This is a genomic window from Rhodococcus tibetensis (genome assembly GCF_024438035.1).
In the GTDB taxonomy this organism is placed as follows: domain Bacteria; phylum Actinomycetota; class Actinomycetes; order Mycobacteriales; family Mycobacteriaceae; genus Rhodococcus_F; species Rhodococcus_F tibetensis.
In genome coordinates this window covers 58864-72990 of the sequence record NZ_JANFQF010000015.1, presented here as the reverse complement: position 1 = coordinate 72990, position 14127 = coordinate 58864, and the positions used below count along the sequence as shown (strand labels likewise).

Annotated in this window: 16 protein-coding genes and 1 pseudogene; 8 read left to right on the top strand and 9 right to left on the bottom strand. The window is 64.4% G+C overall.

The window, feature by feature from the left end; all coding sequences use genetic code 11:
* Window positions 1–29 precede the first annotated feature (29 nt).
* From NOF53_RS18220 to NOF53_RS18210, 3 genes are all read left to right on the top strand, one after another.
* Window positions 30–1007, top strand: coding sequence for a poly(ethylene terephthalate) hydrolase family protein (locus tag NOF53_RS18220; RefSeq protein WP_255971249.1), 978 nt, complete (start codon window positions 30–32; stop codon window positions 1005–1007).
* Window positions 1008–1195: 188 nt separating this feature from the next.
* Window positions 1196–1846 carry a cutinase family protein gene (locus tag NOF53_RS18215; RefSeq protein WP_255971247.1) on the top strand — a complete coding sequence of 217 codons (651 nt, stop codon included), beginning with the start codon at window positions 1196–1198 and terminating at the stop codon, window positions 1844–1846.
* A gap of 404 nt (window positions 1847–2250) precedes the next feature.
* Window positions 2251–3537, top strand: coding sequence for a lactate 2-monooxygenase (locus tag NOF53_RS18210; RefSeq protein WP_255971245.1), 1287 nt, complete (start codon window positions 2251–2253; stop codon window positions 3535–3537).
* Window positions 3538–3542: 5 nt separating this feature from the next.
* On the opposite strand, the gene NOF53_RS18205 is transcribed toward NOF53_RS18210, so the two are convergent.
* Together NOF53_RS18205 and NOF53_RS18200 are read right to left on the bottom strand one after the other, a co-directional pair.
* Window positions 3543–3833 carry a LuxR C-terminal-related transcriptional regulator gene (locus tag NOF53_RS18205; protein ID WP_255971243.1) on the bottom strand — a complete coding sequence of 97 codons (291 nt, stop codon included), beginning with the start codon at window positions 3831–3833 and terminating at the stop codon, window positions 3543–3545.
* Between the two features lie 131 nt (window positions 3834–3964).
* Window positions 3965–5056: a GmrSD restriction endonuclease domain-containing protein gene (locus NOF53_RS18200; protein WP_255971241.1), complete on the bottom strand. Its 1092-nt coding sequence runs from the start codon at window positions 5054–5056 to the stop codon at window positions 3965–3967.
* 137 nt (window positions 5057–5193) lie between these two features.
* On the opposite strand from NOF53_RS18200, the gene arfB reads away from it, so the two are divergent.
* Both arfB and NOF53_RS18190 read left to right on the top strand, forming a co-directional pair.
* Window positions 5194–5655, top strand: coding sequence for an alternative ribosome rescue aminoacyl-tRNA hydrolase ArfB (arfB, locus tag NOF53_RS18195; protein ID WP_255971239.1), 462 nt, complete (start codon window positions 5194–5196; stop codon window positions 5653–5655).
* 71 nt (window positions 5656–5726) lie between these two features.
* Window positions 5727–6206: a sigma factor-like helix-turn-helix DNA-binding protein gene (locus NOF53_RS18190; protein ID WP_255971237.1), complete on the top strand. Its 480-nt coding sequence runs from the start codon at window positions 5727–5729 to the stop codon at window positions 6204–6206.
* Window positions 6207–6213: 7 nt separating this feature from the next.
* Here NOF53_RS18190 and NOF53_RS18185 read toward each other — a convergent pair whose 3' ends face one another.
* From NOF53_RS18185 to NOF53_RS18155, 7 genes are all read right to left on the bottom strand, one after another.
* Window positions 6214–6561, bottom strand: a complete 348-nt coding sequence (locus NOF53_RS18185) for a VOC family protein (protein WP_255971235.1) — start codon at window positions 6559–6561, stop codon at window positions 6214–6216.
* A gap of 40 nt (window positions 6562–6601) precedes the next feature.
* Complete coding sequence (locus NOF53_RS18180) at window positions 6602–7165, bottom strand: SRPBCC family protein (RefSeq protein WP_255971233.1); 564 nt, start codon at window positions 7163–7165, stop codon at window positions 6602–6604.
* Complete coding sequence (locus tag NOF53_RS18175) at window positions 7162–7479, bottom strand: ArsR/SmtB family transcription factor (RefSeq protein WP_255971231.1); 318 nt, start codon at window positions 7477–7479, stop codon at window positions 7162–7164. Before NOF53_RS18175 ends, NOF53_RS18180 begins: the two co-directional genes overlap by 4 nt.
* A gap of 152 nt (window positions 7480–7631) precedes the next feature.
* Window positions 7632–8603, bottom strand: coding sequence for a non-homologous end-joining DNA ligase (gene ligD, locus NOF53_RS18170; RefSeq protein WP_255971229.1), 972 nt, complete (start codon window positions 8601–8603; stop codon window positions 7632–7634).
* A gap of 46 nt (window positions 8604–8649) precedes the next feature.
* The gene (locus NOF53_RS18165; RefSeq protein ID WP_255971227.1) at window positions 8650–9045 is read right to left on the bottom strand and encodes a DUF1801 domain-containing protein; all 396 of its coding nucleotides are present in this window, start codon (window positions 9043–9045) and stop codon (window positions 8650–8652) included.
* Between the two features lie 69 nt (window positions 9046–9114).
* Window positions 9115–9972, bottom strand: a complete 858-nt coding sequence (locus NOF53_RS18160; protein WP_255971225.1) for an ABC transporter permease — start codon at window positions 9970–9972, stop codon at window positions 9115–9117.
* Window positions 9969–10955 carry an ATP-binding cassette domain-containing protein gene (locus tag NOF53_RS18155; protein ID WP_255971223.1) on the bottom strand — a complete coding sequence of 329 codons (987 nt, stop codon included), beginning with the start codon at window positions 10953–10955 and terminating at the stop codon, window positions 9969–9971. Before NOF53_RS18155 ends, NOF53_RS18160 begins: the two co-directional genes overlap by 4 nt.
* Window positions 10956–11335: 380 nt before the next feature.
* On the opposite strand from NOF53_RS18155, the gene NOF53_RS18150 reads away from it, so the two are divergent.
* From NOF53_RS18150 to NOF53_RS18140, 3 genes and pseudogenes are all read left to right on the top strand, one after another.
* Window positions 11336–12013: a formylglycine-generating enzyme family protein gene (locus NOF53_RS18150; protein WP_255971221.1), complete on the top strand. Its 678-nt coding sequence runs from the start codon at window positions 11336–11338 to the stop codon at window positions 12011–12013.
* 341 nt (window positions 12014–12354) lie between these two features.
* Complete coding sequence (locus tag NOF53_RS18145; protein ID WP_255971219.1) at window positions 12355–13524, top strand: glycerate kinase; 1170 nt, start codon at window positions 12355–12357, stop codon at window positions 13522–13524.
* 275 nt (window positions 13525–13799) lie between these two features.
* Window positions 13800–14108 (top strand): annotated as a pseudogene (locus NOF53_RS18140) (divalent metal cation transporter); the annotation flags it as partial.
* Window positions 14109–14127: the final 19 nt, after the last annotated feature.

Genomic DNA, 14127 nt, shown 5'->3' with positions numbered 1-14127 from the left:
CTTGGTAGAGCTACTGTACGGTTTCGGGCGTGCCACGGGAAGCCCATGAGCTGACGTCGAGCGAGAGCCCCGTCGACGCGAGAAGGCAACGCACGCTTCGTATCCCTTCCTTGAAGAAAGGGCTGTCACTGATGCGCTCGGCAGAGAAGTTTCAGAGTTATGTCATCGGTGCCGCAGCGGCTGTCGTTCTCACGACGACTGTCGGTGCTGCCCCAGCTCACGCAGAAGCCAATCCGTACGAACGGGGCCCTGCCCCCACGGCTGCCAGTATCGAGGGTGCCACCGGCCCGTTCTCGGTCGGTCAGCAGAACGTGCCCAGACTCGCCGTCCGTGGCTTCGGCGGTGGGACGATCTACTATCCGACCACCACGACGGCGGGAACCTTCGGTGCCGTCGCTGTCGCACCCGGATACACCGCAACTCAGTCGAGTATCGGATGGCTCGGCCCGCGGCTGGCGTCGCAAGGATTCGTCGTCTTCACCATCGATACTCTCACCACGTACGACCAGCCGCGCTCACGCGGTGACCAATTACGAGCCGCGCTCACCTATTTGACTTCGAGCAGTTCGATCAGCGACCGCATCGACTCGTCGCGTCTGGCCGTCATGGGGCACTCGATGGGCGGCGGCGGTACGCTCGAGGCCGCGAAAGCCGATCCGTCGCTGCAGGCGGCTATCGCGTTGACACCCTGGGGCGCAGACAAGACCTGGCCCGAAGTTGCTACGCCCACTTTGATAGTCGGTGCGCAGAACGACGCCATTGCGCCGGTCGCCACCCATTCCGAGCCGTTCTATCAGTCGATTCCTGCCACGACGAACAAGGCATACCTCGAGCTGGCAGGTGCAAGCCACTTCGCACCGAACCTGTCCGACACCAGCATCGCGAAGTACAGCATCGCCTGGCTGAAACGCTTCGTGGACGACGACCTGCGATACAGCCAATTCCTCTGCCCTGCACCACAGGCCGGCGGGGCCGTCAACGAGTACCGCGCCACCTGCCCCTACTGAACACACTTCAGTGTCGACCCCGCGAGGAGGCACTTGTTCGCGGGGGCAGATTCCCGGACCACCAGGTATGACCTCAGCAGACCCGTGGTGCTCCGCAGCCCTGCGCCCCTAATCCTCTGCAACGCAAATGTGTTCGATCCTCCACTGCCACCGAATAGGTCCGAACTGGCCGACTGAAGGGTTTCCTCTTGAAGAATCGTTTTCTGGCTTACACCCTCGCTGCGCTCTCGATTGCAGCCGGCGCTGCCATGGTTCCCGGCGCGGTAGCGTCTGCTGCACCATGCTCGGACGTCGATGTGTCATTCGCCCGTGGAACCGGTGAGCTACCAGGCCTCGGAATTACCGGCGGACCATTCGTCAACAGCCTCACCTCCCAGCTGTCGGGGCGTTCGGTCAGCACCTACCCGGTGGACTATGCGGCGGACTTCAGCCAATACAGCGCCGGCCCCGGTTCCCGCGACCTCGTCAACCACGTCACCTCGGTCGCCGCCGCTTGTCCCGCAACACAGTTTGTGATCGGCGGATACTCGCAGGGCGCGACGGTGGTCTCCAACGCCGTAGGGTTACGCACGCCGAGCAGCGCCACCGGTGCAGTACTGCCCGCCGCGGTCGCCGAACGCATCAAGGCCGTCGTCGTATTCGGTAACCCACTAGGGCTACAGGGGAGGACGATCGAGAACGCAAGCGGCACCTATGGACCTCGCGCAACGAGCTATTGCAACTTCGGTGACCCGGTATGCCAGATCGGGGGGTTCAACAGCTTCGCGCATCTGACGTATGCCATCAACGGAAAGACGACGCAGGGAGCGGCATTCGCGGCCGCCCAGATCGGTGCATGATGGTCGCGCAGTGACAACTGGTCATCTCCCGACCGAAATCGCATGCCGATTCGCTCGCTGAAGCTGTGGAGCTGTTCATTGGCCAGCGGCGAGGGTGTGGTGACGGTGAGCCGGCGGTCAGGTGCGGTGGGCACGATACAGGCGATGGTGGGGTCGAGTTGCAGGTCCCGGCGGTTGGTTTCAGCGATTGCACCTTCGGGTCTGTCAGCGATGTCGAGGTAGGCGTAGCTGCCGTCGACGACTTCGTCGGGCTGCGCAGGTCGGGTCGTGCGGGGGCGGTGTGGCTGCTGTGCACACGCCTCACCGCTGTTCCGGTAATCAGCACGGCGCGGTGAGCCGACAGGGGACCTACGCGTCCCAACGATCCTGCGCCTCCCTTCCGGGCTCTGTGCAAGACTCGGCGCATGGCTGTGAGCGAGAACCAGGACAACCCGGGCCGGGCCCGCCAGAACCTGATCTATCGTGACGGTGTTCTGGGACGCGCACCGTCTGTTCCGACGGACTTCGAGACCCTTGAACGCCGTGCGCGCAGAAAAATGAGTCCCAAGGCGTGGGCTTACGTCCACGGCGGCGCGGGGCTGGGCCGTACCATGCAGGCCAATCGCGAGGCGTTCGACAAATGGCAGATCGTTCCCCGGGTGCTGCGGGACGTTTCTCGACGCGATATCGGGATCGAACTGTTCGGGCGACGGTTACCGGCCCCGGTCCTGCTCGCGCCGGTGGGCGCCGCCGAGCTGGCACACCCCGACGGTGATGTCGCGATCGCGGCAGCGGCCGCCGAACTGGGCGTCCCGTACATTTTCTCGAATCAGGGCTGCGCGCCCATGGAGGACAGTGCTGCGGTCATGGGCGATGCGCCCCGCTGGTTCCAGCTGTACTGGAGCACCGACGACGATCTGGTGGACAGTCTCCTGCAGCGTGCCGAGAAGATCCGGGCGGACGCTGTCGTCGTCACCCTCGACACGACGATGCTCGGCTGGCGGCCGGAGGACCTCAACCTCGGTTCGCTTCCGTTCGCCCAGGGGCAAGGCATCGCGCAGTACACGTCGGATCCCGTTTTCCGCCGGATCGTGCGCGATCGGATCGCGGCGGCAGTGTCCAAACCCGATGTCGAGGTGACCCTCGGCGCAATCCGGTCCCTCGTGTCGATGACGCGGCGGTTCCCCGGCCGGTTCCTCGACAATCTCCGGTCACCGGAGCCCCGCGCGGCCGTCGAGACCTTTCTGGATATTTACTCCCGGCCCTCGTTGAGCTGGAGCGACATCGAGACGTTGCGCGAGAGAACCAGTCTTCCCGTGCTCCTCAAAGGTGTGCTTCATCCGGACGACGCCCGGCGCGCCCTCGACGCAGGTGTCGACGGCATCGTGGTGTCCAATCACGGTGGGCGGCAGGTGGACGGTAGCGTCTCGGCACTCGACGCCCTTACGGACATCGCGCCGGTGGTGGACGGGAGGATGACGGTGCTCCTCGACAGCGGTATCCGTAGCGGGGCCGACGTCTTCAAGGCGCTGGCGCTGGGGGCGGATGCGGTCACTCTGGGCCGGCCGCACCTCTACGGTCTGGCCCTTGCCGGCCGCGCGGGTGTCCGTGACGCCACCGCGAACGTGATCGCCGAATTCGACCTTACCGTGGGGCTGAGCGGCCTCACCTCGGTCGACGAGATCAACCGGGACGCCCTGCGGAGGGCATAGGGTTTTCAGAGTTCGGCGATGGTGATGATCTCGTCCTGAAGCGCCCGCACCAGCAAAGCCGTCTTGGTGGTCGCGTCACGCCCGACCAGCGCGTACTTCTCGCGGACGCGGCTGAGGTGGGTGTTGACCGTGCCGAGAGCGATGTGCAGGTCATCGGCGACGGCGAGCTTGGAATCGCTGCGCAACCAGTGGCGCAGGACCTCTACCTCACGAGCCGACAGTGCAGGCTTGGTCAGTTCGGCGGCGGTGCCCGTCGAGCGAGACGGGGTGCCGACTTCGTCGGGTGCAGAGGTCAAGTCGATCTCATCCTTCTGACATGTACAACAGATCTACAGGTACCCGACGTCCCTGGAGGCCACTTCACGATAACGGGTGCTGTGGATGCGCGCGTCGTCAGGCTGTGGACGCGTGCGTCGGCAGACCGTCGTCAGTTCTCGCAGCCGACGCCGTCCCCGTCGCGATCCAGGTGTGACGCATAGCCGGGGTCACCCACGCGCACCGGCGCGGCACCCGCGGCCCGGGCCGCCGAGCAATTCTTGTAATAGACCGCGCTGGGGGGTGCGGGCTCGGCGAACGGGACGGGTGCAGGAACTGGAAGGGGCGCAGAACCGGCGGGAGCGGGTGCTGGCGTAAACGCTGGAGTCGGCGCGACGGCAGGAGAGGTTCCGCCGCAAATCTGGAGGACCCGCGCCATCGCGTCGTGCTCCGCCTGGGTGACCCACAGCCCATAGACGGTTTTGACTTCCACCTGGTCGGCCACGTACGTGCAGCGAAAATCGCGGTTCGGGGGCAGCCACGTTGCCGCGTCCCCGTCGGACTTTCGTTGGTTGGCGGGCCCGTCGACCGCCCTGAGGTTCCGGGGGTCGTTCGCGAAGTTGCGACGCGTCGCGGTGTCGAGTTGCTGGGCGCCCTTCTGCCACGCGTCGGACAGCGCGACGACGTGGTCGATCTGCACGGCGCTCGAGGTGTCTTCACCACGCACGAAGGAAATTGTGTTTCCGGTGTAAGGGTCGTGCAGAGTCCCGCTCTGCACCGCACAGTCACGGGACCCGGGTTTGAACACGATGTGCTGGAGGTCGCGGCGGAGGATGTCGTTGCGTGTGTCGCAACCGTTGTGGCCGCCCTCCACCGTCACGTCGTCCGTCCACGACTGCCCGAAGAGTTCGCGGTCGTAACCCGTTTTCGGGGCCCGGCCCTTGATCGCCAGGGTGTCGAGCAGGCGAAGTGCGGCGTTCGCTTCGGTCCCGTCGACCATTCGGGGTTCGGCGACGGACAGAGCGGGAAGCGCCGGCAAAGGCGCCACGGGTGAGGACAGTGGCGGTGCGGCCGGTGCCGGTGGAGGGGTGGTGGGGGCCAGTGTTACCGAAGTCTCGGACGCGGACACCGCTGCGGCGTCGGCCGAATGGTCGTCCTCAGCGGGGTTGAGGATCGAGGTCGTGGCGATCACCGCGACAATCGCGCCGGTGATCCAAGGCCACTTCCGCCTGGTGGCAGGTGCGGGTGGCGGAGAGTGAGTCATGCGGTCCTTCGGGAGATTCGACAGTCCGTGAGGTATCGGGCACGGACGCTTCGCTGTTACGCCGGCGTGCCGATCACGACAATCCCGCACAGGTCCTCGAATGTGTGCGACTGCGTCGCCTCGGGCACACTGTCACCATGAGCGACGGGCCTGGAGCACTTCCGGGAGGTGACGTCACCGACGACCTCGAAATCTCCCGCGCGGTGGTCATTCCGGCCGCGGAGCTGCAATGGCGATTTTCTCGCTCAGGCGGTCCAGGTGGGCAGGGCGTCAATACCACCGATTCGCGGGTCGAGCTGTCGATCGACGTACGCGCGCTGTCGATTCTCACGGCGGCCCAGTACGAGCGCTTGGAGATCGGTCTGGGGCACCGACTTGTCGACGGAGTGGTGACGGTGACGGCGTCCGACACCCGGTCGCAACTGCGAAACCGCCGAGCGGCACGGGCCCGGATGGCGGCCCTGTTGCGGGCGGCGCTGTTGGCCGAACCTCGCCGGCGACGCCCGACGGCCGCGACCAAGGGCTCCCATCGGCGCAGGCTCGAGGCCAAGAAGCAACGCGGGCATGTGAAGAATTTGCGACGGAAGCCGGAACTGTAGGGGTTGAAACGCATCTCGAGATGGGGATTTACCCTGATGTGTCACCGTCGGCCATGTCGGAGGATGGACTCATGTTCGGTGACGATGTGCGTTCTGCGGCAATTGTCGCTGCGTCAGGGGATCGTGCCGGCGTCGAACGGTTGACCACGTTGTTGTGGCCGTACGTGGTGCGGTACTGCCGTGCCAGGCTTGGGAACTCTTGCGAAACATCACGTCCTGTCGACGAGGTGGCGCAGGAGGCGTTGCTCGTCGTGGCCCGTGACATACCTTTGCTTGCTTCTCACGAGTTTCCGGTGCGCGAGGTGTACCGACGGGTGGCCCAGACGGTGGCCCGTGCACGAGTGAATGCCGTGGCCGATACGGTCGACTCACCGCCGGAGTTGTCGCTGCTCTTGCAATGCCTGCACCCCACTGCGCGGGAGATCGTGCTGCTGAGGGTGATCGACGGACTGTCCGTTCACGACACCGCGGGTGTACTCGGCGTACCCGTCGGCCGGGTGCTCGTAGTTCAACACAAGGCCCTGCGACATCTGCGTGCGGCGGTGGTGTGAGCCGGCGCTACCGACTGCGGAGAACACAGAATTCGTTGCCTTCCGGATCGGCGAGCACCACCCAACTCTCCTGCCCCTGACCGACGTCGGCGTGCCGCGCCCCGTGGGCGAGAAGTCGCTCGACCTCGGCCTGTTGATCGTCGGGCCGAAAGTCGAGATGCAGCCGGTTCTGTATCTGCTTCGGTTCCGGAACGGCGACGAACAGAATTTCCGGATGACTCTCCGGTGTCGGCCGGATGTGCACATCCCCTTCGGCATCCGTGACGAGCCCCCAGCCGAGAGCGGCCGCCCACCACTGTCCGAGGGCGGCAGGATTCACGGCGTTGACGACAACAGCTTCCCATTGCAGTCTCATGGACTCGACCGTACTGGCGCAGTCGAACACTGTCAGCGGTTCACTCGAGTGTCGGGTCGATCGGCTCGACACCGAGGAATTCGGAGTATTGCTCGTTGAGTTCGCGCCAGCCGTACTTCATTGCGTCACCGCCGACCAGGGGCCCGATCGGGCTGCCGTCCAAGAGTGCTTCTGCCACGTCGAAGCACATGTGCCAGCCGGCAGCCGTCATTGCGGTGGTGCGTTGGTCATCGAGTGTGTGGCGCAGCGTCAGCCTCGTTCCCGACTCGGTTTCGTCGACCTGCCAACGCAAGACGTCGTCGCCCCACGCGTGTTCGAGGACGTGCGGCGCGTCCGCTCGCGTGACGTTGCCGTCGAGTTGGGTCCGCTCTTCACCGTCGACCATGATGAGCGTGGCGGGTCCGACGGTTCCGAGGTTGCGGCTCGCCGTGTACGGCGCCCATTGCGGCAGTTCCTCGGGATCGGTGAGCGCCGTCCACAGCGCCGACGGGGAGTGGGCGAATTCGCGGACGAACGTCAGTGTCCATCGGTCGCCCTCCGGCTTCGTCTCGACCCGCTGGAGTGGTCCGGGGCGGTACTCGCTCCGACGGTTGGTGTCGGTCATGTCCTGTTCTCCTTCGAATCGAGGTGCTGTCCGAGTGCATCGAGATGGCGAATCCACAGTTGGCGGTACGGCTGTAGCCACGCCTCGAGTTCGTCGAACGGGTCACGGTGCAGGCTGTAGATGCGGTGTTGCGCCGCCGTGCGGCACGTGACGAATCCCGCCTGGCGCAGTACCCGCAGGTGCTTCGACACCGTGGGCTGCGAGAGATGAAGAACGTCGACGAGCTCCCCGACGCTCGCCTGGCCGCCGCGCAACTGTTCCAGAATCCGGCGGCGCTGCGGCTCGGCTACCACGGTGAACACATCCAGCGCCATGACCCGAGCATGCGCCTTCGCGTATATACGTGTCAATGCATACAGCGATGAAAACGCACACGCCATGGGTCTCACCTGCGGCAGAACCGGTCGGCCACTCGGCGAGGCGCGTGGCCGCATCCACCACGACGCCTGAGGCAGTGCGGCGCCGATCAGTCCTCGGCGCCACCGGGATCGGCCTGGCCGGCGGCTTCGTCCCGCTCCGCCCATTCGAGCAAGGGGACCAGGGAGAACGCCGCGTCGTCGATTCCGGCGTGCAGATCGCCGAGTTCCGCGAAGCGGGCGGGAACGGTGGCGATGGTGAACTCCCGCGGGTCGACGTCGTTGACCTCGTCCCAGGACACCGGTGTCGATACCGTCGCCTCGGGAACACCTCGCACCGAATACGCACTGGCGATGGTGTGGTCGCGGGCGTTCTGGTTGTAGTCCACGAAGACCTTCTGCGGGTCGCGGTCCTTGCGCCACCACGTCGTGGTCACATCTTTCGGTGTCCTCCGCTCGACTTCGCGGGCGAAGGCCAGCGCCGCCCTGCGCACGTCGTCGAACCCGTGATCGGGCTGGATGCGGACGTAGACGTGCACTCCCGATCCGCCGGATGTTTTCGGCCAGCCCGTTGCCCCCAGCTCGTCGAGCACTTCGTGCACGACACCGGCGACGCGTTTCACCCGGTCGAATCGGCAATCGGGCATGGGATCGAGATCGATCCGCCATTCGTCGGGCTTCTCGACATCCGCCCTGCGGGAGTTCCACGGGTGAAACTCCACCGCGGACATCTGCACCGACCAGATCACGTCGGCCAGGTGCGTCACGCACAACTCGTCGGCATGACGCCCATAGCGGGGGAAGTTCACCCGCACCGTCTCGACCCAATCCGGGGCACCGTGGGGTAACCGCTTCTGGTGAACCTTCTCCCCGCTCAGTCCGTCCGGGAAGCGATGGGTCATGCAGGGGCGCTCCCGGAGCGCGCGCACGATGCCGTCACCGACGCTCAGGTAATAGTTCGCGAGATCGAGTTTCGTCGCCCCTGTGGCCGGGAAATACACGCGTTCCGGATGAGAAATCCGCACCGTTCGATCACCGACCTCCAGCTCGACAGAGGGAGACTTGCTCTTGCCGGTCGCCATGCTGTCAACCTAACCCGCAGGAGGCAGCGCTCGCGCACTTTCCGAACTACATCTCCCGCTTCAGCTTGCGCCACCCGCCCGCCCGATTATTGGCAATGATCTGCTGAAACATCGCCTTCAACGCCCCGGAACGGATCTTCTCGCCTTCCCGGACGGCCACGGTGCGCGCGGTCTTGTTGTCGTGGCCGGAGGTGATGATTCCCTCCGGGTCGGGGACGATACCGCCGTCATAGAGGAAGACGTTGACATGATCCTTCGCAGCCAGCAGCGCGCAGACATTGCCCTGCATGACGAAGTACGGCTGGACAGTGCGTTTGATTGTTTCGGTGACCGCCGGATCTGCGGCATGGATCAGCTCACGAACCTCGCGGCAGATCGTCTGCTGCCACTCCGGCAAGGCATCGATGTAGGCGTCGACGCGCGGATCGGGTGTGTACGTCACCGGAACCACGTTAGCGCCGAGATGCCCGGTGCCGCGGTGGATCGGACGCTGGGGCGCCTTCTGGCGGATTCAGTCGCGGGTCCTGTTCAGGAACGCACGCACGGCGAGGGGCGCGAAGATCGCGATCAGGAGCAGTGACCAGCCGATCGTGACGGGAACCGCGTGATGCAGCGGCCACGCCGCGCTGGGAGGTGCTGCCGGAGCGTTACCCCACAGTTGGCGCATGGCTTGCACGAGTGCGGAGATCGGATTCCATTCCGCGATGGTCCGCAACCAGGTCGGCATCTGTTCGGTGGGTGCGAAGGTATTGGCCAGGAACGTGATGGGGAACATCGAGGTGAACATGAACCCCTGGACCGCCTCGACCGACCGCATCAACGATCCGACGAGGATGCCGAACCAGATCATGGCGAAGCCGAACAGCAACAGCAGCGCGAACGCGAGTACCGCCTCGCCGAAGCCGTTGTGGATGCGCCAGCCGATGAGGAGGCCGGTCAGCGACATGACGACGACGCCGATGCTGGAGTGGATGATGCTGGATACGCTTCGGCCGATGAGGATCGACGACCGTGAAATCGGTAGCGACCGGAAGCGATCGACGATGCCCTTGTCGAGATCCGAATTCAAGCCCACGGCGACCACGAAGCAGGAGAACACCATTGTTTGAGCCATGATGCCGGGGAGTAGCCATTCGCGGTAGTTCGCGCCCGATGTCGTGATCGACCCACCGAAAACGTAGGCGAACAGCAGAACGAACATCACCGGCTGGATGGTGACATCCAGCAGCATCTCGGGCATTCGCTTGATATGGGTGAGGTTCCGGCGCACGACGATCCACGATTGACGTGCCAGTCCCGCAGGCTTGACGTCGGGCCGAGTCAGCCGGGTACCGATCGCGGTGTCGGTCAGTGTGGATGTGGTAGTCATCGGGCTGTCTCCAGGTCGTCTGAGGTAGGTGCATTTTCGGCCGTCTCGGCGCGGTGGCCGGTCAGGCTCAGGAAGACATCGTCGAGGCTGGGACGTTTGAGGCCGATGTCATCGAGCAGGATGGTGCTGTCGTCGAAAATGTTCGCGATACGTGTCATGTCGCGTAGTCCATCGGTCGGTGCCGACAGTTGCCGGGCCGACCTGTCGACCCGCACGTCCGAGACGTGCTGGCGGAGCATCCGCTCGGCCTCGTCGAGATCGGCCACGTGCGACACCGTCAGAACGAGACTGGCCTTGCCGGACTGGTCCTTGAGTTGCACCGGGGTGCCGGAGGCGATGACCTTGCCCTTGTCGATGACGACGATCTTGTCGGCAAGTTGGTCGGCTTCCTCGAGGTACTGCGTCGTCAGCAGCAGTGTGGTCCCGTCCTCGACCAGTTCGCGGAGCACGTCCCACAATTCGATCCGACTGGCCGGATCGAGTCCGGTGGTGGGTTCGTCGAGGAACAGCACCGGTGGTGTGGCCACAAGGCTCACGGCGAGGTCGAGGCGCCTGCGCATTCCCCCGGAATAGGTCCTGGCGATCCGGTCTCCGGCGGCGGTGAGGGAGAACCGTTCGAGCAGTTCGTCGCTGGCGCGGCGTGCTGCATTGCCCGACAACCCGTAGAGTTCGCCGATCATACGGATGTTTTCACGTCCGGTCAGCAGCTCGTCGATGGTGGCGGCCTGGCCGGTCAGTCCCATGCTGAGCCGCACCGACCTGGGGTCGGTGACGACGTCGTGACCGGCCACCCGTGCAGTTCCGCTGGTGGGCGTGCTGAGTGTGGTCATCATCCGCACCGTCGTGGTCTTGCCTGCGCCGTTGGGGCCGAGCAATCCGAGAACGGATCCCTGGGGAACCGTGAAGCTCACCCCATCGACGGCCACGTTGTCGCCGAATCGTTTGACCAGGTCGATCGCCTCGATCGCCGCTTCGGATGTCATGAAAATCTCCCTGCCTGAAGTGAAGGCGAACTGCCAACAGTGTTGTGCGCGAGTGAAGTGTTTGTGCCACAGCGCAGCGGCGCGCGGTGAAGCCCGCACGTTTCGATGCTGTTACTGATCACGTCGTCCCCCGTCGATCGCAGACCAACTTACAGGTTGCCCGGGCGATGTCGCTTGTATATTTCCGACGGCTGAACACCTGATGACCATGACCAGACGCTATTACCTCGAGTTCACTCGAGGTCAAGGGGGCGGAGGCCGGCTTGTGTCGGTTCGAGGCAAGTGTGCTGAGTAGAAACCTTGACCGCGCGAGCTGCCCTGGGTCTAATGCTTTTCGATAGCGATGCGCGGTAGATCAGCTGAGTGCGAAGGGTCGTCCTATGCCGAATCCGAGGGTCGGCCTCGATGTCTCGATGGCCCGAATTCCTGCCGGCGAAGTCGCGTTGAGAGACGACCGAAAAGCGGCCGCGTGGACGGTTGAACTCGACGACTTCCTTGTGGCACGCAGTCCCGTCACTGCCGCTCTGTATTCCGAGATCATGAACGATCACGCGAAGTCCTCCCCCGGAGATGCAGTGCCGGTAGTCGACGTTTCGTGGCACGACGCCATCAGTTTCTGCAATGTCCTCTCGCGAGAATCGGGGCTGACGGAGTACTACTCGGTTACCGACGGCGGCCGGCATACTGCGTGCAACAGCGAGTCCGACGGATACCGCCTGCCCACGGAAGCGGAGTGGCAGTACGCCTGCAAAGCGGGTACTTCCGGATACAGGTACGGAGAACTCGATGGCATCGCCTGGTACAGCGGCAATTCCGGTGGACACGTCCATGAGATCCTCGGGAAAGAGCCCAACCCCTGGGGCCTCTACGACATGCTGGGGAACGTGTGGGAGTGGTGCTGGGATGTGTACGACGCGGAGGTCTACGGGTCGTACCGAACCTTCCGTGGCGGGAGCTGGGCTGAGGAAGCCCGAGGTTGCGGGGCGTCGTGCCGTCGTCGCAGCCACCCGTCCTTCTCCATCGACGATCTCGGATTTCGAGTGGCACGGTCGCTCTGACCTCCGCAGAATGGGCGTCATCGGATCTCCTTTCCTTCGGTGAGGCCCAGACTAGAAGTCATTCAGGACAGCTACTGTCCTCGATGTTCGTGGGAGGTTTCGGCACCGGAGGCAATACGGTCAGTGCAGAACAGCACCCGGAACGTAGAACGATCGGGGCGACGTGCCCTCCGCCTTCGTAAGGTGAGCAAGGTCCGCGCTCTTGTCCGCGCTCATCCGCAGTGCCGCCGTCGATCGAGAGGCCCTCGGTCGGAACTGCCAGATATCGAGGCATTCATCGCGGCAAAATATGGTCAATCTGACCATACGGAGGAGCGGAGTAGTGACCTAGGCTTCGTCTCATGGTTCCCTGGCACCCCACCGTGGTCATCGCACCCGACTCCTTCAAGGGGAGCCTGACGGCTGCCGAGGTCGCCGCAGCGATGGCCGAAGGTGTGCGAACTGCGCTCGGTCCGCACGCGATTATTGTCGAGTGCCCTCTGGCCGACGGTGGCGAGGGCACGCTGGATGCACTGCTCGCCAACTGGCACGCCGTTCCTCGGTTCATCGACACGACTGACGCGGTGGGGCGGACACGGACTGCCCGATACGGGATTTCGAATGACGGAGTGGTCGGCATCATCGAAGCTGCCGAGGCGAACGGTCTCCCGCACGTCTCCGACATTCCCCTGCAGCCCATGCATGCAGACAGCTACGGCGTCGGGGTCATTGCGCGCACTCTGCTGGACCAGGGCGTCGACGAGATCGTGCTGTGCATCGGCGGGTCCGCGAGCACGGACGGTGGGACGGGACTTCTTCGAGCGCTCGGGACTAGTTTCCTCGATTCCGATGGTGGCGAAGTGGAACCCGGAGGGGCGGGCCTCGTGCGCATCGCGTCTGTCGATGATTCCCAGCTCCATCCGCGCGCCCGTCAGGTGCGGTGGCGCGTCGCCACGGACGTCGACAACCCGTTGTGCGGAACAATGGGCGCAGCAGCGGTGTTCGGTCCGCAGAAGGGGGCAACACCACAGAATGTGATCGATCTCGACGTCGGGTTGGAGCACCTTTCGCGGCTCATCAATGCCAAGACCGGTGTCGACATCGCCGAGCATCCGGGAGCCGGCGCTGCCGGTGGAATGCCGGCCTGCCTGGTGCCACTTCTGGGAGCCGAACTGACACCCGGAGCCCGGTTGGTCACCGACGTCGTAGGCCTGCGCGAGATCTGCGAAAGCGCAGACGCGGTTCTGACGGGCGAGGGTTCGTTCGACTCGCAATCGCTGCGAGGGAAAGTCGTCCGCGGCGTACTCGACGTCACCCCACCGAATTGCCCAGTAGTCGTGATCGCGGGAACAGTTCAACTGTCGGCAGCCGAAATCGCCTCGTCTGGTGTCCTTTCGGCGTTCTCCATCGCGAACGGCCCTTCGAACCTCGCGGATATGATCGCGAACAGCGCCCACCTGGTTCGCGAAGTTTCCGTTCAGGTCGGTGGTCTCCTCGGTGTCGCTCTGGGCGCTCGCGGTGCATGCCGATGACGAGGGGGCGGTCCGGCCGGTTGGTGGTCCGAAGGCCTGCGGTTATTCGCCGACGAAGATGAGCGCGCGCTTCTCGCGGAAGGTCGTGACGGCTTCGGCGGAGTCAGGCCATGCGCGGCCTCGGGCAGTGCCTCCGGGGATGAGCCCCACGCGTACATTGCGCACGTCTGACGGTGTATTCCAGCCATGTTCTATTCCTTGTCAGAGTCGAGCATCACTGCGCTGGGTGTCGGCGAGGCGGAGCTGAAGTGTTCAGGCGGTGACGAGGGCCCCTGACCGCCAAACGCACCAGCGCCGTAATCCTGGCCTTCGGCCTGCTGATCACCATCCTGTTCACGAAGTCGCCAGTCCAGCTGATCATCTTCGCCCAGGCGCTCACGGTGCTGATCGCGCCCTTCCTCGGCTTCCTCCTCCTTGTGATGAGCAACAACATTCAGCTGATGGGCAACCTTCGGAACACCTGGTGGAAGAACATGATCGGAGCCCTGGGGTTCCTATCGATCCTGTGCCTGTCCGGAGTGTTCTACAGATCACTGTTGTGCCGTTGCAAGCGACTCGTATGTCCGGGTGCGGCAGCATGGTGACGTGCTGGGGGATTGAAAG